Origin of the sequence: Nocardioides aromaticivorans (assembly GCF_013408525.1) — a bacterium.
Taxonomy (GTDB): domain Bacteria; phylum Actinomycetota; class Actinomycetes; order Propionibacteriales; family Nocardioidaceae; genus Nocardioides; species Nocardioides aromaticivorans.
Window position 1 is genome coordinate 3,011,101 of sequence record NZ_JACBZM010000001.1, and the last position, 20,494, is coordinate 3,031,594.

Annotated in this window: 15 protein-coding genes; 14 read left to right on the top strand and 1 reads right to left on the bottom strand. The window is 70.8% G+C overall.

The features are described from left to right. Window positions 1-84 precede the first annotated feature (84 nt). Entirely contained in the window at window positions 85-1,122 is a 1,038-nt protein-coding gene (locus tag BJ993_RS14285) for a LacI family DNA-binding transcriptional regulator (protein ID WP_179649437.1), read from the bottom strand. Window positions 1,123-1,299: 177 nt separating this feature from the next. Between BJ993_RS14285 and BJ993_RS14290 the strand changes: the two genes are divergently transcribed. From BJ993_RS14290 to BJ993_RS14355, 14 genes are all read left to right on the top strand, one after another. Then, window positions 1,300-2,850 carry a sugar ABC transporter ATP-binding protein gene (locus BJ993_RS14290; protein WP_179649439.1) on the top strand — a complete coding sequence of 517 codons (1,551 nt, stop codon included), beginning with the start codon at window positions 1,300-1,302 and terminating at the stop codon, window positions 2,848-2,850. Further along, window positions 2,847-3,878 carry an ABC transporter permease gene (locus tag BJ993_RS14295; RefSeq protein WP_036547143.1) on the top strand — a complete coding sequence of 344 codons (1,032 nt, stop codon included), beginning with the start codon at window positions 2,847-2,849 and terminating at the stop codon, window positions 3,876-3,878. Before BJ993_RS14290 ends, BJ993_RS14295 begins: the two co-directional genes overlap by 4 nt. Next, complete coding sequence (locus tag BJ993_RS14300; protein ID WP_179649441.1) at window positions 3,875-4,978, top strand: ABC transporter permease; 1,104 nt, start codon at window positions 3,875-3,877, stop codon at window positions 4,976-4,978. Before BJ993_RS14295 ends, BJ993_RS14300 begins: the two co-directional genes overlap by 4 nt. Continuing rightward, on the top strand, window positions 4,975-5,997 hold the full coding sequence (gene rhaS, locus BJ993_RS14305; protein ID WP_179649443.1) for a rhamnose ABC transporter substrate-binding protein: 1,023 nt from the start codon (window positions 4,975-4,977) through the stop codon (window positions 5,995-5,997). Before BJ993_RS14300 ends, rhaS begins: the two co-directional genes overlap by 4 nt. Window positions 5,998-6,037: 40 nt before the next feature. Continuing rightward, window positions 6,038-6,379: an L-rhamnose mutarotase gene (locus tag BJ993_RS14310; RefSeq protein ID WP_036547149.1), complete on the top strand. Its 342-nt coding sequence runs from the start codon at window positions 6,038-6,040 to the stop codon at window positions 6,377-6,379. Then, window positions 6,376-7,563, top strand: coding sequence for an L-rhamnose isomerase (rhaI, locus tag BJ993_RS14315; RefSeq protein WP_036547152.1), 1,188 nt, complete (start codon window positions 6,376-6,378; stop codon window positions 7,561-7,563). Before BJ993_RS14310 ends, rhaI begins: the two co-directional genes overlap by 4 nt. 87 nt (window positions 7,564-7,650) lie before the next feature. After that, window positions 7,651-9,687: a bifunctional rhamnulose-1-phosphate aldolase/short-chain dehydrogenase gene (locus BJ993_RS14320; protein ID WP_036547155.1), complete on the top strand. Its 2,037-nt coding sequence runs from the start codon at window positions 7,651-7,653 to the stop codon at window positions 9,685-9,687. Next, window positions 9,684-11,156, top strand: coding sequence for a rhamnulokinase (locus BJ993_RS14325; protein ID WP_179649445.1), 1,473 nt, complete (start codon window positions 9,684-9,686; stop codon window positions 11,154-11,156). The genes BJ993_RS14320 and BJ993_RS14325 overlap by 4 nt, the downstream gene beginning before the upstream one ends. 46 nt (window positions 11,157-11,202) lie before the next feature. Continuing rightward, entirely contained in the window at window positions 11,203-14,307 is a 3,105-nt protein-coding gene (locus BJ993_RS14330) for a glycosyl hydrolase (RefSeq protein ID WP_179649447.1), read from the top strand. Window positions 14,308-14,329: 22 nt separating this feature from the next. After that, window positions 14,330-15,070, top strand: coding sequence for a (Fe-S)-binding protein (locus BJ993_RS14335; RefSeq protein WP_179649449.1), 741 nt, complete (start codon window positions 14,330-14,332; stop codon window positions 15,068-15,070). Beyond that, on the top strand, window positions 15,067-16,527 hold the full coding sequence (locus BJ993_RS14340; RefSeq protein ID WP_179649451.1) for a lactate utilization protein B: 1,461 nt from the start codon (window positions 15,067-15,069) through the stop codon (window positions 16,525-16,527). The genes BJ993_RS14335 and BJ993_RS14340 overlap by 4 nt, the downstream gene beginning before the upstream one ends. Continuing rightward, the gene (locus BJ993_RS14345; RefSeq protein ID WP_179649453.1) at window positions 16,524-17,144 is read left to right on the top strand and encodes a LutC/YkgG family protein; all 621 of its coding nucleotides are present in this window, start codon (window positions 16,524-16,526) and stop codon (window positions 17,142-17,144) included. Before BJ993_RS14340 ends, BJ993_RS14345 begins: the two co-directional genes overlap by 4 nt. Before the next feature lie 402 nt (window positions 17,145-17,546). Then, the gene (locus tag BJ993_RS14350; RefSeq protein WP_179649455.1) at window positions 17,547-18,800 is read left to right on the top strand and encodes an acyl-CoA dehydrogenase family protein; all 1,254 of its coding nucleotides are present in this window, start codon (window positions 17,547-17,549) and stop codon (window positions 18,798-18,800) included. 69 nt (window positions 18,801-18,869) lie between these two features. After that, on the top strand, window positions 18,870-20,363 hold the full coding sequence (locus BJ993_RS14355) for an aldehyde dehydrogenase family protein (protein WP_218864703.1): 1,494 nt from the start codon (window positions 18,870-18,872) through the stop codon (window positions 20,361-20,363). Window positions 20,364-20,494 lie beyond the last annotated feature (131 nt).

Below are 20,494 nucleotides of genomic sequence, written 5' to 3' on the forward strand. Positions count from 1 at the left end.
GTGACTGCCTGGAGTCCCGATCCGATTCCAGGGCTGGCAAGGCGGTGGACGCGTCGCCAGTTCGCCTGCTGTCTCGGCAGGAACTCAGCCTGTCGAGCGTCGTACGACGAGCTCGGGCTCAAGCACGATGTCGCGCACCTGCGCGGACGGATCCTCGATGGCGGCCAGCAGGAGGTCGGTGGCGACTTCGCCCAGCTCCTCGCGGGGCTGGCGGACGGAGCTCAGCGGGATCGCGGCGGACGCGGCGAAGTCGATGTCGTCGTAGCCGAGGATCGCGACGTCGTCGGGCACCCGGACGCCGGCGAGGGTGAGCGCCTGGAGCACGCCAAGAGCGACGAGGTCGTTGGCTGCGAAGATCGCGTCGGGCCATTCGCGGGCAGGCAGTGCGAGCAGCGACTCCGCGCCCTGGCGGCCGGCGTCGGCGTCCATGGTCCCGGTCTCGACGAAGCGGAGCGAGGTGCCGGCGTGCTCGGCGACGACTGACTCCGCCCCGCGGAGGCGGTGCTTGATCTGGGTCAGGCCCCGCGGGCCGCCGATGAAGGCCAACCGGCGGCGTCCCACTTCGACGAGGTGCGCGGCGGCGATCCGCCCGCCCCGCACGTCGTCGACAGCGACTGACGAGAACTCCCGTGAACCGGTACGACGGTCGACCACCACGACCTGTGTGCCGCGCTCCCTCAGCCGACGCAGCCGGGGGAGCACCTTGCCGACGGGGGTGATGAGCAGGCCGCTGACCCGTTGCTCCTCGAACAGGTCGAGGTAGGTCGACTCGCGCTCGGCGTCCTGGCCCGAGCTGCCGAGGATGAGCGGTCGGCGGTGCTCGCCCAGGCGCAGCTCGACGCCCCGCGCGACGTCGGTGAAGAACGGGTTGCGGACGTCGAGCACGATCATCCCGACAGCGCGGTTGGTGCCGGCCCGCAGCTGGCGCGCGGCGTCGTTGCGGATGAAGCCCAGCTCGCCGATGACGCGCTGCACGTGCTCGAGCGTGGCGGGGGAGACCTTCTCCGGTCGGTTGAGGACGTTGGACACCGTCCCGACGGAGACGCCGGCCGCGGACGCGACGTCCTTGACCGAGACGTTGCGTCCCTGCTCGCCCGGCCGGGCGGCCTCGCTGGTGGTCACCGTTCCTCCTCCGTGTGGGCTCACCCTAGGACCACGGCGCCGTCAGCCCGCGACATTTGATTCGTTTCAAGAAAGTTTCGACGGGCTCCTTGACGTGTGTGATCGCAGTCACCTACTGTCCCGTTATCGCCGATTGAAACCTTTCAATCGCCTGATGTCCAGAGCTTGAGGAGAGAGATGTCGACAGCAGCGGGTCACGAGGAGCGCATCGCGCCGACCCTCGAGTTGCGTGACGTCGCGAAGTCCTTCGGCGCCGTCGCGGCCCTGCGTTCGGGCACTCTCGTGGTGGACCCCGGGTCCATCCACGCGCTGGTCGGCGAGAACGGCGCCGGCAAGTCGACCCTGGTCAAGATCGTCGCCGGCGTGCACCGTCGCGACGCGGGGGTGTTCCGGCTCCTGGGCCAGCCAGTCGACTTCGGCTCGACGGCCGACTCGAAGGCCGCTGGCGTCGCGGTGATCTACCAGGAGCCGACGCTGTTCCCGGACCTCTCGGTCGCGGAGAACATCTTCATGGGCCGGCACCCGCTCGGCCGCGGCCGCCGGATCGACCGCACGCGGATGTACGACGAGGCGAGCGCCCTCTTCGCCCGGCTGGGCGTCGCCATCGACCCCCGCCGGGTCGCGAACGGCCTGTCGATCGCCGACCAGCAGCTCATCGAGATCGCCAAGGCCATCTCGCTCGACGCGAAGCTGCTCGTGATGGATGAGCCGACCGCGGCACTGAGCGGCAACGAGGTCGCCCGTCTGTTCGCGGTCGCGCGCAGCCTCCGCGACGAGGGTCGCGCGCTGGTCTTCATCTCGCACCGCTTCGACGAGGTCTTCGACCTCTGCGACACCGTCACCGTCATGCGCGACGGGGCCTACGTCTCCACCCACCGGATCGCCGAGACCACCGAGGCCGAGATCGTCGCGAAGATGGTCGGCCGCGAGGTCGCCGAGCTCTTCCCGAAGACGCCCGCCGAGATCGGCGAGGTCGTCCTCGAGGTCGAGGACCTCAGCTCCGCCGGCGAGTTCCACGACATCACCTTCCAGGTCCGTGCCGGGGAGATCGTCGGCCTGGCCGGCCTTGTCGGGGCCGGCCGCAGCGAGATCGCGCGGGCCGTCTTCGGTGTGGACGGGTACGACGCCGGGCGGGTCGCGCTCAACGGCAGGCCCGTCCCGAAGCGGCAGCCCCGGCGGGCGATCCGTGCGGGCATGGCGTTCGTCCCGGAGGACCGGCGCCAGCAGGGCCTCGTGATCGAGGGCTCGGTCGCGAAGAACGTCGCGTCGGTCATCCGCGGCGGGCTCAGCAAGGCGGGTCTGCTCACCGCCTCGGCCGAGAACAGGGCGGCCGGACCATGGGCTGCGAAGCTGCAGGTCAAGACGAGCGCCCTCGACATGCGGGCCGCCACCATGAGCGGCGGCAACCAGCAGAAGGTCGTCATCGCCAAATGGCTGGCGACCGGGCCGAAGCTGCTGATCATCGACGAGCCGACCCGCGGCATCGACGTCGGCACCAAGGCCGAGGTCCACCGCCTGCTCTCCGACCTCGCCGGCCAGGGCCTCGCGATCCTGATGATCTCCTCCGAGCTGCCGGAGGTCCTCGGCATGGCCGACCGCGTCCTCGTCGTCTGCGAGGGCCGGCTGACCGCCGACCTCGCCCGCGACGTGGCTACCCCCGAGAACGTCATGGCCGCCGCCACCCGCTCGGCGCAGCCCTCGTCCACGAAGGAGCCGGCTGCATCATGAGCACCGCCACCCTCCATCCCTCGCAGGAGAGCGCTGCGACCCGCGTACTGCAGGCGCTGCTCCGCTCCCGCGAGCTCGCCATCGTGATCGTGCTGGCATTGATCCTCATCGTCGCGACCAGCCGCCGCAGCTCGTTCGTGTTCAGCGCCGACGGCTGGCGCGACACCCTGCTCGCGCCGTCGATCCTGCTCCTGCTCGCTGTCGGCCAGATGGTGGTCGTGGTCACCCGCAACGTCGATCTCTCGGTCGGCTCGACGCTCGGCATCACCGCCTATGCGACAGGGAAGATCTTCGTCGCCAATCCCGAGACGTCGGTCGTGGTCGTGTTCGTGGCCGGCCTCGCCATCGGCGCGGTCGTCGGCGCCCTCAACGGCCTGCTGGTCACCGTCTTCAAGGTGCCGGCCCTGGTGATCACGCTCGGCACGATGTACGTCCTGCGTGGCGCGCTGACCCATGAGGTCGGCAGCGACCGGATGACGGCGGGCGACTACCCGGCCCACTTCGAGAAGCTCGGCACCCAGCAGGTGCTCACGATCCCGGTGCTCACGATCATCGCGCTCGTCGTCGTCGGCCTGGTCGGCTACTACCTCCACACCGCCCGCGGCGGCCGCGAGCTCTACGCGATCGGCTCCGACCCGGACGCCGCCGACCTCTACGGGCTGCCCTCCGGTCGCCGCGTGTTCGGCGCCTTCGTCCTCTGCGGCGCGCTCGCGGGACTCGCCGGGGTCTTCTCCGCCGCCCGCTACGCCACGGCCTTCTCCGGCACCGGCTCCGGCATCGAGCTCCAGGCCGTCGCCGCCGTCGTCATCGGCGGGGTCGCCATCTTCGGCGGCAGCGGCACCGTCTGGGGCGCCGCCATCGGCGCCTTCCTCCTGGTCACCATCAACCGGGCGCTCCCGATCCTCGGCATCAGCGAGTTCTGGCAGGGCGCCGTCGTCGGCGCTCTGATCATCGGCTCGATCGTTCTGGACCGCGTGCTGAGCGTCCGTCGTACGAACAAGCTCGTGGAAGCGAGGGACCACGCATGAGCACCCTGACGAAGGAGCCGACGCCGGCTGCTGCCGCTCCGGCCCGCACCTACCCGGCGTACTCCCGCAACCTCCTTGCCCGCGTCCTGCTCAACCGCGAGGCGGCGGTCATCCTCGGCCTGGTCGCGGTCTACCTCTACGCGATGGCCAACGTGCAGTTCTTCGACGGCCCACTGACGACGTACAACCTCAGCAAGGAGTACGCGCCGATCCTGCTGATGGCGCTGCCGATGACGCTGATCATCATCACCGGCGAGATCGACCTCTCCGTCGCGAGCACCCTCGGCGCGAGCGCCGCGATCACCGGCGTGCTGGTCGTGGAGCACGACCTGTCGGTCCCGGTCGCCGCGCTCGTCGCGATCGGCGTCGGTGCGCTCCTCGGCGCGCTCAACGGCTTCTTCGTCGCCTACGTCGGACTGCCCTCGCTCGCGGTCACGATCGGGAGCCTCGCGCTCTACCGCGGTCTGGCGGAGGGACTCATCCAGGACAAGCGGATCGCCGGCTTCCCGGAGAGCTGGCAGGACTGGCCGACCGAGCGGATCGGCGAGTCGCAGTACCCCAACATCGTCATCCCGATCGCCGTCCTGGCCGTGCTGTTCGCGCTGCTGCTGCACTTCACCAGCTTCGGCCGCGGGGTCTTCGAGATCGGCCTGAGCGACGAGGCCGCGCACTTCTCCGGCGTCAACGTCGCCCGCACCAAGCTCATCCTGTTCACGCTCAGCGGTGCGGTCGCCGCCCTCGCCGGGGTGTACGTCGCGCTCAAGGCGAACTCGGTCGCCACCGACACCGGCAACGGCTTCGAGCTCAAGGTCATCGCGGGCGTGCTGCTCGGCGGGGTCTCCATCTTCGGCGGGCGCGGAGCCCTGCACGGCGTGGTCGCCGGCGTCCTCCTCATCGCCGTCCTCAACTCGGCGCTCCAGCTCGACGGGCAGGGCTCCGAGGTCATCCAGATCATCATCGGCCTCCTGCTGGTCGGCTCGGTGATCGCCTCCAACTTCCTGCCGCGTATCCGGGCCTTGATCCCGCGGCGGGCAGCGGTAGCAGCTACCGCACCACAGACGCCGGTCAACGGCGACCAAACCCGAAAGGCAAGTCAATGAGGATCAACTCCAAGCGGTTCGCTGCCGGCGCCGCCCTGGCGCTGGTCGCCTCCCTCGGCCTCGCCGCCTGCGGAAGCAGCGACGACGGCGGCTCGGGCAGCGACGGCGGTGACGTCACGGTCACCTTCCTGCCGAAGAACCTCGGCAACCCGTACTTCGAGACCAGCGACGCCGGCGGCAAGAAGGCCGTCGAGGAGTTCGGTGGCACGTACGACGAGGTGGGTCCCGACACCGCCGGCCCCGACGCCCAGGTCAGCTTCATCGACACCGCCGCCCAGCAGGGCGTGAAGGGCCTCGTCGTCTCCGCCAACGACCCGACGGCGCTGTGCGACTCGCTCGACGCCGCCCGCGACGCCGGCACGAAGGTCGTCACCTTCGACTCCGACACCGACGCCGAGTGCCGCGACCTGTTCATCAACCAGGCCACCGCCGAGGGCATCGCGAAGGTCCAGGTCGACATGATCGCCGAGCAGATCGGTGACTCCGGCGAGATCGCGATCCTGTCGGCGGCCGCCAACGCGACCAACCAGAACGCCTGGATCAAGCTGATGGAGGAGGAGCTGAAGAGCCACCCCGACATCAAGCTCGTCGACACCGTCTACGGCGACGACGACGACCAGACCTCGTTCGACAAGACGGCCGCGCTGCTGGCGGACCACCCGAACCTCAAGGGCATCATCTCGCCCACGACCGTCGGCATCTCCGCGGCCGCGCGCTACCTGTCGACCTCGGACGCCAAGGGCAAGGTCGCGCTGACCGGCCTCGGCACCCCGAACCAGATGCGCGACTACGTCAAGGACGGCACCGTCAAGGAGTTCGCGCTCTGGAACCCGGAGGACCTGGGCTACCTGGCGGCGTACGCCACCAAGGCGCTCGTCGACGGCGACATCACCGGCAAGGAGGGCGACACCTTCGAGGCCGGCGACCTCGGTGAGTTCACCGTCGACGAGAACGGCACCGTCCTGCTGGGCGACCCGTTCCGCTACAACGCCGACAACATCGACGACTTCAACTTCTGAGCCGTCACCCACCCGCAGGAACAGGGAGAGGAGGTCACCCATGCCCCGCTACTGCTTCAGTCTCCAGGTCCGTCCCGACCGGATGGAGGAGTACGTCGAGCGCCATCGGACCGTCTGGCCGGAGATGCTCGACGCGCTCGAGGAGACGGGCTGGCGCAACTACTCCCTGTTCCTGCGGGAGGACGGGCTGCTGATCGGTTACGTCGAGTCCGACGACCTGGTCGCCGCCCAGGCCGCCATGGCCGCCACCGAGGTCAACGCCCGGTGGCAGGCCGAGATGGCGCCGTACTTCACCCAGCTCGAGGGCGCACCCGACGAGGGGTTCGTCCTGCTCCACGAGGTGTTCAACCTCGACGACCAGCTCGAAGGCACACGATCATGACAAGTCACCAGGGATTCGCCGCCATCGCGGCCCAGCTCGAAGGCCAGGCCATCGAGCTCCCGTCCTGGGCGTTCGGCAACTCCGGCACCCGGTTCAAGGTCTTCGGCAGCGCGGGGACCCCGCGCTCGGTCGAGGAGAAGATCGCCGACGCCGCGACCGTGCACCGGTTCACCGGACTCGCCCCGACGGTCGCCCTCCACATCCCGTGGGACAAGGTCGACGACTACGCCGCGCTGCGGTCCTACGCCGGCGAGCAGGGTGTCGCGCTCGGCACCATCAACTCGAACACCTTCCAGGACGACGACTACAAGTTCGGCGCCCTGACCCACGTCGACCCCAAGGTCCGCCAGAAGGCGATCGACCACCACTTCGAGTGCATCGACATCATGCACGCGACCGGCTCGCGCGACCTCAAGATCTGGCTCGCCGAGGGCAGCAACTACCCCGGCCAGGCCGACCTCCGTGGCCGCCAGGACCGGCTCGCCGAGTCGCTGGCCGCGATCTACGACCGGATCGGCGAGGACCAGCGACTCGTGCTCGAGTACAAGTTCTTCGAGCCGGCGTTCTACCACACCGACGTCCCGGACTGGGGCACGTCGTACGCCCAGGTGAGCGCCCTCGGCGAGCGCGCCGTGGTCTGCCTCGACACCGGCCACCACGCGCCCGGCACCAACATCGAGTTCATCGTGATGCAGCTGCTGCGGCTCGGGAAGCTCGGCTCGTTCGACTTCAACTCGCGCTTCTACGCCGACGACGACCTCATCGTCGGCGCGGCCGACCCGTTCCAGCTCTTCCGCATCCTGTTCGAGGTGATCCGTGGCGGCGGCTACGGCCCGGCCAACCCGGACGGCCGCAGCGAGGTCGCGTTCATGCTCGACCAGTGCCACAACGTCGAGGACAAGATCCCCGGCCAGATCCGCTCCGTGCTCAACGTGCAGGAGATGACCGCGCGGGCGCTGCTCGTCGACCGCGAGGCGCTCGACGCCGCACAGTCGGCCGGTGACGTGCTCGGCGCACACGGTGTGCTGATGGACGCCTTCTACACCGACGTCCGCGCCGACCTCGCCGCTTGGCGCGAGGAGCGCGGCCTGCCCGGCGACCCGATGAAGGCGTACGCCGAGTCCGGCTACCAGGCGCAGATCGAGGCCGCCCGCGTCGGCGGCACCCAGCTGTCCTGGAACTGACCAACCGCCGGTGGTCGAGGAGGTCGCGCAGCGACCGACACGAGACCCCGTGACCGACCAGACCAACCGCACCCCGAGAAGGACGTCATGACGAACCCCGCAGCGGCCGCGCTGATCGCGCGCTCCAACCGCCTCGGCGCCGACCCCAAGAACACCAACTACGCGGGCGGCAACACCTCGGCCAAGGGCACCGAGACCGACCCGGTCACCGGCGAGCCCGTCGAGCTCCTCTGGGTGAAGGGATCCGGCGGCGACCTCGGCACCCTCACCGAGTCCGGACTGGCCGTCCTCCGCCTCGACCGGATGCGCAGCCTGGTCGACGTCTACCCCGGTGTCGAGCGCGAGGACGAGATGGTTGCCGCGTTCGACTACTGCCTCCACGGCAAGGGCGGCGCCGCGCCGTCGATCGACACCGCCATGCACGGCCTCGTCGACGCTGCGCACGTGGACCACCTGCACCCCGACTCCGGCATCGCGATCGCGACCGCCGCCGACGGCGAGGCGCTGACCAAGGAGATCTACGGCGACAAGGTCGTCTGGGTGCCGTGGCGCCGTCCCGGCTTCCAGCTCGGCCTGGACATCGCCGCGATCAAGGAGCAGAACCCGCAGTCGATCGGTTGCATCCTCGGCGGGCACGGCATCACCGCCTGGGGTGACACCAGCGAGGAGGCCGAGGCCAACTCGCTCTGGATCATCGACACCGCGGCGGCGTACATCGCCGAGCACAGCAAGGCGGAGCCCTTCGGCGCCGCGCTCGACGGGTACGGCGCCCTGCCGGCCGCCGAGCGCCGGGCACGGGCCGCCGCGCTCGCCCCGACCATCCGCGGCATCGCGAGCGCTGACCGGCCGATGGTCGGCCACTTCACCGACAGCGACGTGGTCCTCGAATTCCTCGCGAGCAGCGAGCACCCGCGCCTGGCCGCCCTCGGCACTTCCTGCCCCGACCACTTCCTGCGTACCAAGGTGAAGCCCCTGGTGCTCGACCTCCCCCCGACCGCGTCGGTCGAGGACAGCATCGCCCGGCTGCACGAGCTGGCCGTTGCCTACCGCGAGGACTACCAGGGCTACTACGACCGCAACGCCGTCGCGGACTCGCCGGCGATCCGCGGCAAGGACCCACTCATCGTGCTGGTGCCCGGCGTCGGCATGTTCAGCTTCGGCAAGGACAAGCAGACCGCCCGTGTGGCCGGTGAGTTCTACGTCAACGCGATCAACGTGATGCGCGGCGCCGAGGGCCTGTCGTCGTATGCGCCGATCGACGAGGCGGAGAAGTTCCGCATCGAGTACTGGGCGCTCGAGGAGGCCAAGCTCCAGCGGATGCCGAAGCCGAAGCCGCTCGCCACCCGGGTCGCGCTGGTCACCGGCGCCGCCTCCGGCATCGGCAAGGCGACCGCCGCCAAGCTGGCTGCCGAGGGCGCCTGCGTCGTGATCGCGGACCTCAGCCTGGAGAAGGCCCAAGAGGCCGCCGCGGAACTGGGCGGCTCGGACGTCGCCGTCGGCGTCCAGGTCGACGTCAGCGACGAGGCCGCCGTCCAGGCCGCCGTCGACGCCGCGGTCCTGGCGTTCGGGGGTGTCGACCTCGTCGTCAACAACGCCGGCCTCTCGCTCTCGCGCTCGCTGCTCGAGACCACGGAGAAGGACTGGGACCTCCAGCATGACGTGATGGCCAAGGGCTCCTTCCTCGTCGCCAAGGCGACCGCGAAGGTGATGATCGACCAGCAGCTGGGCGGTGACATCGTCTACATCTCCAGCAAGAACTCGATCTTCGCCGGCCCCAACAACGTCGCGTACGGCGCCGCGAAGGCCGACCAGGCCCATCAGGTCCGCCTGCTCGCGGCCGAGCTCGGCGAGCACGGCATCAAGGTCAACGGCGTCAATCCCGACGGCGTCGTCGCCGGCTCGGGCATCTTCGCCAGCGGCTGGGGCGCCAACCGGGCCGCCGTCTACGGCGTCGAGGAGAAGGACCTCGGCAAGTTCTACGCCCAGCGCACGATCCTCAAGCGGGAGGTGCTGCCGGAGAACATCGCCAACGCCGTGTTCGTGCTCTGCGGACCCGAGCTCACCCACACCACCGGTCTGCACATCCCGGTCGACGCCGGGGTGGCTGCCGCCTTCCTCCGATGAACGCCGTCCGGGTCGCAGCGGTCGACCTCGGTGCCACCTCCGGCCGGGTGATGTCCGGCCGGATCAGCGGCGAGCGCGTCGAGATCAACGAGATGCACCGCTTCCCCAACGGGGCGGTGCGGGTGCGCGGCTCGCTGTTCTGGGATGTCCTCGGCATCCACCGCGAGGTGCTCAACGGCATCGGCGAGGTGGCCCGGACCGGCCCGCTGCACGGCATCGGCATCGACTCGTGGGCCATCGACCACGGGCTGCTCGACCGCGACGGCCAGCTGCTCGGCCAGGTCTTCAGCCACCGCGACGCGCGCGTCGACGGAATCGCCGAGAAGGTGGTCGCAGAGGTCGGTGCCGACCGCCTCTACGGGACGACCGGCATCCAGCAGCTCCCTTTCAACACCCTCTACCAGCTGGTCGCCGCCCGCGGCACGGCTGCGCTGGAGTCCGCGGAGACGATGCTGCTGCTGCCCGACCTGCTCGGCTACTGGCTCACTGGCGCGATCGGCGCCGAGCGCACCAACGCCTCGACCACCCAGCTGTACGACGTCCGCACCGGCACCTGGGCGGTCGACCTGTGCCGGGAGCTCGGGCTGCCGTGGGGGATCCTCCCTCCCCTGCGGGAGCCGGGCTCCCTGCTCGGCCCGCTGCTGCCCGACGTCGCCCGGGAGCTCGGTGTGTCCGCTGACGTACCGGTCGTCGCAGTGGGCTCGCACGACACCGCGTCGGCGGTCGTCGGCGTCCCCGCGCAGGCCGAGGACTTCGCCTACATCTCCTCGGGCACGTGGTCGCTGGTGGGCCTCGAGCTCGACCAGCCGGTGCTGACCGAGGACGCCCGCCTGGCCGACTTCACCAACGAGATCGGCGTCGACGGAACGGTCCGCTTCCTCAAGAACGTGATGGGCCTGTGGGTCCTCTCGGAGTCGCTGCGCTCGTGGAGCGAGCGGCGCTTCAAGGACGTCGAGCTGCGCTCGCTGATCGAGGCCGCGGCCGGGTTCGAGCCGCTGCGTACGGTGGTCGACATCAACGACCCCCGTCTGCTCTTCCCGAGCAGGGCGGCCGACCCGATGCCCGAGCGGATCGCGAAGCTGGCGGCTGAGGCCGGCGAGGTGATCCCGCACTCGCCGGTCGCGATCACCCGCTGCATCGTGGACAGCCTCGCCGTCGCCTACCGTCGGCACGTCCGCACCGCGGCAGCGCTCGCGGGCACCGCGCCCGAGGTCGTCCACGTCGTCGGCGGTGGCTCTCAGAACGAGGTGCTCTGCCAGCTCACGGCCGACGCCTGCGGCCTGCCCGTCCTCGCCGGCCCCGTCGAGGCGGCCGCACTCGGCAACGTCCTCGTCCAGGGTCGCGCCCTCGGCGCGGACCTGCCGGACCTGCCGGCGATGCGTGACCTCGTCCGTCGCTCGTACAACGTCAAGCGGTTCGAGCCGCGCGACGGACTCGACTGGGATGCGGCCGAGGCGCGCATCTCCTGACCTGCTGCTCCTTCCTCCTCCCACTCCTCCCGGAAGGCCGACCCGCATGACCGACCCGACCCCCGTCCCCGGCGCCCGCCTCAACCGGCGCGCGCTCTTCGGTGCCGCCGCCGCGACCCTCGGCACGGCCGCCGCGGTCGGCGCCGCCGGCACCGCCGCCATGGCTCCGGCCCAAGCCGCTGCGCCCGGCACCGCCGGACTCCCCGACGCCCTCGTGAAGGCCTTCCGCAAGCCGGGGACCGCCACCGCAGCGGGCTTCCGCTGGTGGTGGCCGCACGGCCTCGTCGACCCGGTCGAGGTCGCCCGTGAGGTCGACCAGGTCGCCGACGCCGGCTTCGGCGTGCTCGAGGTCGCCGACGTCACCCACAGCCTGCGCGCCCGCGGCATCGAGATCGACGTCGCGTCCCACGGCTGGGGGACCGGCCCGTGGGTGGCCGGGGTCAAGGCCGCGCTGGCCCGTGCCGCGCAGCGGGGAGTGCGCGTGGACGTCACGGTCGGGCCCTCCTGGCCCGCGGCCGTCCCGACCATCACGCCCGACGACGACGCGGCCTGCACCGAGCTGGTGCACGGGCAGGCGACATTGCTCGCCGGCCAGGCCTACGACGCCGCGTTGCCCGAGCCCGTCGTCGAGGCCGCGTCGTCGGTGACCCGTCAGGAGCTGGTCACGGTGCAGGCCCACCGGGTCACCGGCCACGTGCGTGACCGCAACAACAACATCACCAGCACGATCCTCGACCCGGCGTCGTACGTCGACCTGGCCGCCGAGGTCGATGGTGAGCACCTCACCTGGGCCGCCCCCGCCGAGCCCGCCGGTGCGACCTGGGTCCTGCTCGCCACCTGGCAGCGCGGCTCGGGCCAGGAGCCCGAGGCCGGCCCGCACACCTCGCCCCGCGCCTACGTGGTCGACCACTTCAGCCGCCGCGGCGCGCAGAAGGTCATCGACCTCTGGGAGGACCGCGTGCTCGACGGGGAGCTGCGGGCGCTGTTCCGCGCGGCCGGCGGGTACCTCTTCGAGGACTCCCTCGAGATCGAGACCGACGCGACCATCTGGACCCGCGACTTCCTCGACGCGTTCGAGGCGACCCACGACTACGACCTGCGGCCGTGGCTGCCGTTCGTGCTGGAGAAGGACGAGAAGTACCAGTTCTCGCTGGCCGCCGCCGACCCCACGACGGCCGACAACCTTCGCACCAACGAGGTCCGCGACGACTACAACATCGTCCTGTCCGACCTCTACCGCGACCAGCACCTGCGCCCGATGCAGGAGTTCGCGAAGACGCTCGGCATGGGCATCCGGATCCAGCCCTACGGCCTGGAGACCGACACCATGCAGCACGCGGCGGTCGTCGACGTGCCGGAGACCGAGTCGCTCGGCTTCAAGAACCTCGACGACTACCGGGTGATGGCGGCCGGTCGCGACCTGGCCGGCCACAAGGTCCTGTCCTGCGAGGCGATCTGCTACAACGGCGCGGCCTACAACACGACCTGGGGCGCCAACAGCACCAGCCCGACGGCACAGAACCAGGCGCTGTTCACCATCAACAGCATCTTCGTCGCGGGCGTCAACCACCTGATGGTGCACGGCTTCCCCTATGCGAAGGCGCCCGACGTCACGTGGCCGGGCTTCGCGGCGTTCTCGCCCTACTACAACAACGCCGTCGGCTTCGGTGAGGCCTGGGGACCGCGGACCCCGCAGTGGCAGCACGTCCCCGGCATCGCCGCCTACCTCGCCCGGACCCAGCTGGTCCTGCAGACCGGCGCCCCGAAGTACGACGTGGCGTTCTGGCGGCACAAGGGCTGGGCATCGACCGGCATCGGCCCGCAGTGGATCACCAACAACGGCACCAAGCTCGGCTGGTCGCACTCCTTCGTGAGCGCGTCGTTGCTCGCGCTCGACGGCGTGGACTTCGCGAACGGCCGCCTGGCCCCGGACGGCCCGGCCTACAAGGCCGTCGTCGTGGGCCCCGACAACCTGCGTGGCAACGCCTTCACGATGGACGTCGACGGCGCGAAGCGACTGTTCGCGCTGGGCCGCAAGGGCCTGCCGATCGTGCTCATCGGCGACTGGACACAAGTGACGCCGGCCGGCCGGGACGACGCCGCGGCGACCACCGAGGTCCGCTCGCTGATGACCCAGATCGGTGCGTTGCCGACCACCCGCACGGTCCCCGAGGCCGAGGTCGGCAACGCGCTGGCTGCCCTCGGCGTCGTACGCGACGTCGAGCACACCGACTCCACGGTCATGCACGTCCGCCGGGTCACCGGCGACGTCGACCTCTACTACCTCGCCAACGCTCGCCACGCCGAGAACCGACGGCTCAACCCGGTCCAGCAGGACGTGTGGCTCACCGCCACCGACCGCGCGTCCGTCCCATGGCTGCTGGACGCATGGACCGGCGAGGTCACGCGGATCGCAGCCTACGAGCGCTCGGGCGCCCGAGTCCGGGTCCGGGTCGACCTGGTGCCCGGGCAGTCCACCGTCGTCGCACTGGCCGCGCCCGGCGCGGGCGTCGCCCGCTCGGTGCTGCCCGTCGCGACGGCCGGCCAGAGCATCGTGGCGCGCGGCGCCAACGCCGCCCTGCGGACGACGACCGCCGGCACCTTCGAGCTCACGAAGGCCGACGGGCGCACCGCGAAGGTGGTCGTCGACCGGGTCCGGCAGCCCGTCGTACCGGCGTCGTGGAGCCTGGAGCTGGAGGACTGGAGGCCGGCGAACCCGGCCGACCCGAAGGACCTCGCGACGTCGAAGGAGGTCCTCACCCGCGACCTCGCCTCCGTGCAGGCGTGGTCGAAGGTGAGTGGTCTCGAGGACGTCTCCGGTGTCGGCCGCTACCGCATGACCGTCGACCTCGGCGCCGACTGGACCGCGGCCGACGGCGCCTTCCTCGAGCTCGGCGAGGTCAACGACACCTTCCGGGTGCGGGTCAACGGCGAGCTGCTGCCGGCCCTCGACCCGATGGACGCGGTCGTGGACCTCGGCCACACCCTCGTCCCCGGTGCGAACGTGATCGAGGTCGAGGTGGCCTCGACGCTGCTCAACCGGCTGCGAGTCGTGACGCCCGGCGTCTACGGCGTCACCACCCGCCAGAGCTACGGCCTGACCGGTCCGGTACGGCTCGTGCCCTACGTCGAGAAGGTGGTCCCTGCCTGATGGACTCCGCGAGGATGAGCGCATGCGCGTCGCACTGATGGTCACCTGCGTCAACGACGCGATGTTCCCCGGCACGGGCCAGGCCGTCGTACGGCTGCTGCGGCGGGTCGGCGTCGACGTCGACTTCCCGCAGGCGCAGACGTGTTGTGGGCAGCCGATGGTCAACACCGGCTACCTCGACGAGGCGGTCCCGGCGGTGCGCTCCTTCGTCCGTGCCTTCGAGGGGTACGACGCCGTCGTCACGCCGTCCGGGTCGTGCGCGGGCTCGGCGCGGCACCAGCACCAGCTGGTGGCCGCACGGTCGGGTGATGCGGGGCTGGCTGCCGCGGTCGCGGAGACCTCGCCGAAGACGTACGAGCTGACCGAGTTCCTCGTCGACGTGCTCGGCGTGACCGACGTGGGGGCCTACTTCCCGCACTCGGTGACCTATCACCCGACCTGCCACTCGCTGCGGATGCTCAGCGTCGGCGACCGGCCCCGGCAGCTGTTGGAGAAGGTGCGCGGGCTGCGGCTCGTGGACCTGCCGAAGGCCGAGGAGTGCTGCGGCTTCGGCGGCACCTTCGCGCTCAAGAACGCCGACACCTCCGTGGCGATGGGCACGGACAAGGCCCGGCACGTACGGGAGACCGGCGCCGAGGTCCTCGTCGCGGGTGACAACTCCTGCCTGATGCACATCGGCGGTGTGCTGAACCGCGGCCGCTCCGGCGTCCGGGTGATGCACTTGGCCGAGATCCTCGCCTCGACCGAGGAGCGGCCGGCATGACGGGCACCTTCGTGGGCATGCCGACGTTCCCGTCGGCCGCGCGTACCGCACTGGCGGACACCCAGCTGCGCCACAACCTCGCCCACGCCACCGGGGTGATCCGCGGCAAGCGCGCTGCGGTCGTCGGTGAGGTCGAGAACTGGGAGGACCTGAGGCTCGCCGGTGCGGCCGTCAAGGACCGCGCCCTGCGCTCACTGGACTCCCGGCTCGTGGAGCTGGAGGAGTCGCTGACCGCCCGTGGTGCCGTCGTGCACTGGGCCCGTGACGCCGACGAGGCCAACCGGATCGTCGTCGAGGTCGCGCGCGCGCACGCGGTCGACGAGGTCGTGAAGGTCAAGTCGATGGTGACCCAGGAGATCGGCCTCAACGAGGCGCTCGAGGCTGAGGGCATCGCAGCCTGGGAGACCGACCTGGCCGAGCTGATCGTCCAGCTCGGCGGTGACCTGCCGAGTCACATCCTGGTGCCCGCGATCCACCGCAACCGCGCGGAGATCCGTGAGATCTTCCGCCGCCGGATGGGCGAGGTCGGGCGGCCCGCGCCGGACGACCTGACCGACGAGCCGGCGGTCCTCGCCGGCGCGGCGCGCGAACACCTGCGCGAGAAGTTCCTGCGCGCGAAGCTCGCCGTCTCCGGCGCCAACTTCGCCGTCGCCGACTCCGGCACCCTCGTGGTCGTCGAGTCCGAGGGCAACGGCCGGATGTGCCTGACCCTGCCCGACGTGCTGGTCAGCATCGTCGGGATCGAGAAGGTCGTCCCGACCTGGGCCGAGCTCGACCCCCTCATCCGCTTGCTGCCCCGGTCCTCGACCGGCGAGCGGATGAACCCCTACACCTCCACCTGGACCGGCATCACCCCCGGCGACGGACCCCAGGAGGTGCACGTCGTCCTCCTCGACAACGGCCGCACCCGCGCACTGGCCGATGAGACCGGCCGCCAGGCCCTGCGGTGCATCCGCTGCTCGGCCTGCCTGAACGTCTGCCCGGTCTACGAGCGGACCGGTGGACATGCCTACGGCTCGGTCTACCCCGGCCCGATCGGCGCGATCCTCAACCCCCTGCTCAAGGGGACGGGCGACCCGCAGACCGACTCGCTGCCCTATGCCTCCTCGCTGTGCGGCGCCTGCTTCGAGGCCTGCCCGGTGCGGATCGACATCCCTGAGGTGTTGGTCCACCTACGTGCCAAGGTCGTCGACGGCCACCGCGACGACCGGGTGCCGAAGCCCGAGGCGCTCGCCTTCCGCGGCGCGGCCTGGGCCTTCGCCGACCCTGGTCGCCTCGGCCGCGCCGAGCGGCTCTCCTCCGTCGCGGGGCGGGTCCTGCGCCGGCGCGGCAAGGCTTCGCTCGGGCGACTGCCCGGTCCGGGCGGTGCGTGGACCGACGCCCGCGACCTGCCGGTCCCGCCGGCCGAGTCGTTCCGGGACTGGTGGAAACGGACCGACGGAGGTGAGCGCGAATGACGAGCGCCAGGGACGAGGTCCTCGGCCGCGTCCGCGCCGCACTGCGCGACGTCGAGGGCGCCGACGAGCCGGTGGTCGCACCGCCCGGCGCTGCGGCGCCGGCAGGTACGTCACTGGTCGAGCATTTCGCCGAGCGGGTCGCCGACTACCGAGCCACGGTCGTCCAGTGCCCGCCCGACGGGCTCGCCGCGGCGGTCGCGGCCGCCCTCCCGGACGGCGCGCGGGTCGTCGTACCGGTGGGGCTGCCGGACGTCGTGCTCGCCGGCATCGCGTCGCCGGTCGTCGACGACGCCCTCTCGGCGGCCGACCTCGACGCGATCGACGCGGTCGTGACCTGCGCCCGCGTCGGCATCGCCGAGACCGGCACCATCGTGCTCGACCATGCGCCCGACCAGGGCCGCCGCGTCATCTCGCTCGTGCCCGACCGCCATGTCTGCATCGTGTACGCCGACCAGGTGGTCGCCGACGTGCCCGACGCCTTCCCGCTGCTCGACCCCGTCCGCCCGCTCACCTGGATCAGCGGCCCGAGCGCGACCAGCGACATCGAGCTGGACCGGGTCGAGGGGGTCCACGGGCCGCGGCATCTGCACGTGATCGTGGTGGATGAGTCGTCATGAGCGCAGGCGGCGGTCGAGCCGCCGACACCTCGACGCACTCAAGCGTGTCGCAGCCCGCGCACGCCTCGACGCCCGTGCGGAGTCGAGACTCTGTGCAGGCGTGAATCCGATCGCCCAACGGCCGGAGAGCCATTCACGGTGAGAAGGTCAGGGGTTTCGAACCCCCTCGCCTCCACCGGTGCAGCGTGAACCGGTCCGACGCCTCGATCCGAGGCGGGTCGCGGGCCAGCGCATCGGCCGGCTGCTCGCGGATCTGCCGGCTGCGCATCCGTCGGTCCGGCGTGCACAGCGGTTCCATCCACCGTGCACGTACGTCCACGCGGCGGCGGGGGGCAGGCGGAGAGATTGGGCGCATCACGAGATCTCCGTCACGTGACGGAGTCGCAACCCGAGGAGGCCGCCATGGCAATCGACTTCACCCTGAGCGAGGAGGAGCTGGGTCTCCGCAAGCAGGCGCGGGCATTCGCTGACGAGGTGCTCAGCGGCGTCGCGGACGCGATCGCCCCGTTCACGGACCCGCTGGACCGGTTCCGTGCCATCCGTCCGTTCTACGAGCAGATGGTCGCCGGTGGCTTCCTCCGCGGGCTGGTCCCGGCCGAGTACGGCGGCGGCCGCTTCACCAACCTGCAGTTCGCGCTCGCCTGCGAGGAGATCGCCCGTGTCGACGTCAACGTGGCGTCGGCACTGCTCGGCACCGGCCTCGGTCTCCACCCGGTCATCGTCGGGGGCACCGAGGAGCAGAAGGAGCGCTTCCTCCGCCCGTTCACGGGCGACCAGCCACGGCTCGGCGCCATCGCGTTCACCGAGGCCGCGGGCGGTGCGAACTACGACTCGCCCGACCCGGCGGCCGGCACCCGGACGTTTGCCGAGCTGGACGGGGACGAGTGGGTCATCAACGGCAAGAAGGCCTACACCACCAACGCCTCCGGGTGGGACGACCGCGGCGCCGACCTGATCAGCGTCATGGTCCGGACCGACATGTCCCGGCCTTCGTCGGAGTCGTTGGCGGTCATCGTCGTCGAGGCCGGTGCGCCGGGTGTCGAGATCACCGGCATGATCGACACGATCGGCCACCTCGCCACGAACTCGCCCGTGGTGGAGTTCAACGACGTCCGGGTGCCGGCGTCCAACATGATCGGCTCGCCGGGCGACGGACTCGAGCTCATCAAGGCCGCCTTCTCCTGGACCTGCTCGAGCATCGGGGCTGCCTGCGTCGGTCGGATGCGCGCGGCCTTCGACTTCGCCTACGAGTTCACGCGGACCGACCACCGGTCCGGTCCCCACCCCGTCCTGGAGTACCAGAACGCCGGCTACATGCTCGCCGACATCAAGACCCGCATCGAGGCCGCCAGGTACTTCGCGTGGAAGGCGGCCGACCACTACGACAAGACCGGCGGCAAGGACCGGGAGCTGGCCAACATGGTCAAGATCTTCAACTCCGAGCTGTCGGTGCAGACGGTCTACGACGCCATGCGCCTGGTGGGCGTCGAGGCGTACGGCGACCGCACCCCGATCGCGTCGATCATGCAGGACGTCCTCTGCTTCCCCGTGTACGACGGCGGGAACATGGGCGTCCGGCGCCGCGCGATCCACGAGATGCTCCTCAACCCTGCCTTCGACCCGCTGGCTGCCGGTGAGAACCGGCTCTCCCTCTGACCACTCCCTCGATGGGCGTCGGGTGAACCAGCCCGGGCGGCCACGCACACAGACGAAAGAAGGCACATCATGACGATCTCCCTGGAGATCCCGGACGCCGTGTCGGCGTTCCTGAAGTCCACGGTCTCCCACCTGATCGGCGGGGCGGACGTCTGGTCGGCGAGCGGCGAGACCTTCACGACACTGAACCCCTGCGACGGATCGGCGCTGGCCGACGTCGCCTCGGGCGGCCCGCGCGAGGTCGACTTCGCGGTCACGGCCGCCCGTCTCGCCCTCGACGGGCCGTGGAAGCGGATGCCTGCGGGGGAGCGCTCCAAGGTGCTCTGGCGGCTCGCCGACCTGATCGAGGAGCGGGCCGAGGAGTTCGCCACCCTCGAGGCGCTCGACACCGGCAAGCCGCTCACGCTGGCCCGTGCCGTCGACATCCCGCTCGTGGTCGAGTGGTTCCGTTACATGGCGGGTTGGCCGACCAAGCTGACCGGCTCCACCATCCCGGTCACGGCGCCGGCCGGACCCGGGAACTACTTCGCCTACACCTTGCGCGAGCCGGTGGGTGTCGTCGGCGCGATCATCGCGTGGAACTTCCCTCTCCTGCTCGTGGCGTGGAAGCTCGCGCCCGCACTGGCGGCGGGCAACACGGTCGTCCTCAAGCCGGCCGAGCAGACGCCACTGACGGCTGCGCTCTTCGCCGAGGTCGTCCGGGAGGCAGGGATTCCCGACGGTGTGGTCAACATCGTCCACGGCGGCGGCGAGGAGACGGGCGCCGCGCTGGTCAACCACCCGGGCGTCGACAAGGTGTCGTTCACCGGTTCCACGGAGGTCGGCAGGAAGATCATCCAGGGAGCAGCCGGCAACCTGAAGAAGGTGACGCTCGAGCTGGGTGGCAAGTCCCCGAACATCATCTTCGGTGACGCCGACCTGGACACGGCGATCCCGGGCGCCGGCATGGCGATCTTCCTCAACCAGGGCGAGGCCTGCGAGGCGGGGAGCCGCCTCTTCGTCCACGACAGCGTGTACGACGAGGTGGTCGCCGGCGTCGCCGACATCGCGCGCGGGTTCAAGCTCGGGAACAGCCTGGACCCGGAGACGACCATGGGACCGGTCGTGTCGCAGGCCCAGCTCGACACCGTGCTCGGCTACCTCGACGCCGGGCGCCAGGAGGGTGCCCGTGCGGTGGCGGGGGGCCGCCGCCACGGCACCGAGGGCTTCTTCGTCGAGCCCACGGTCCTGGTCGACACCGAGCCCGGCATGCGGGTGGTCGACGAGGAGATCTTCGGCCCGGTGCTGACCGTTCAGCGCTTCACCGACACCGAGCAGGTCGTCCAGGCCGCCAATGCGACCGCCTACGGACTGGCCGGCGGCATCTGGACCCGCGACCTGGCGCTCGCCCACGACGTCGCCGGCGAGCTGCGTGCCGGATCGGTGTGGATCAACACCTACCACGTGCTGGACCCGGCCCTCCCCTTCGGCGGCTACAAGCAGTCCGGGTGGGGACGCGAGCACGGCGCCGAGGTCTTCGACGCCTACACCGAGACCAAGACGGTCGTGGTCAACAAGGGCTGACCACGGTCGTCAGTCGGCCGCGACGCCCTGGCGGGGCGTCCCTGGCACCGGACGGGGCGAGAGCGGATCACCTCCCGCCCCGTCCGGTCACCAACGGGACGGCAGAGATGCCAGAATGGATGGGGATGCAC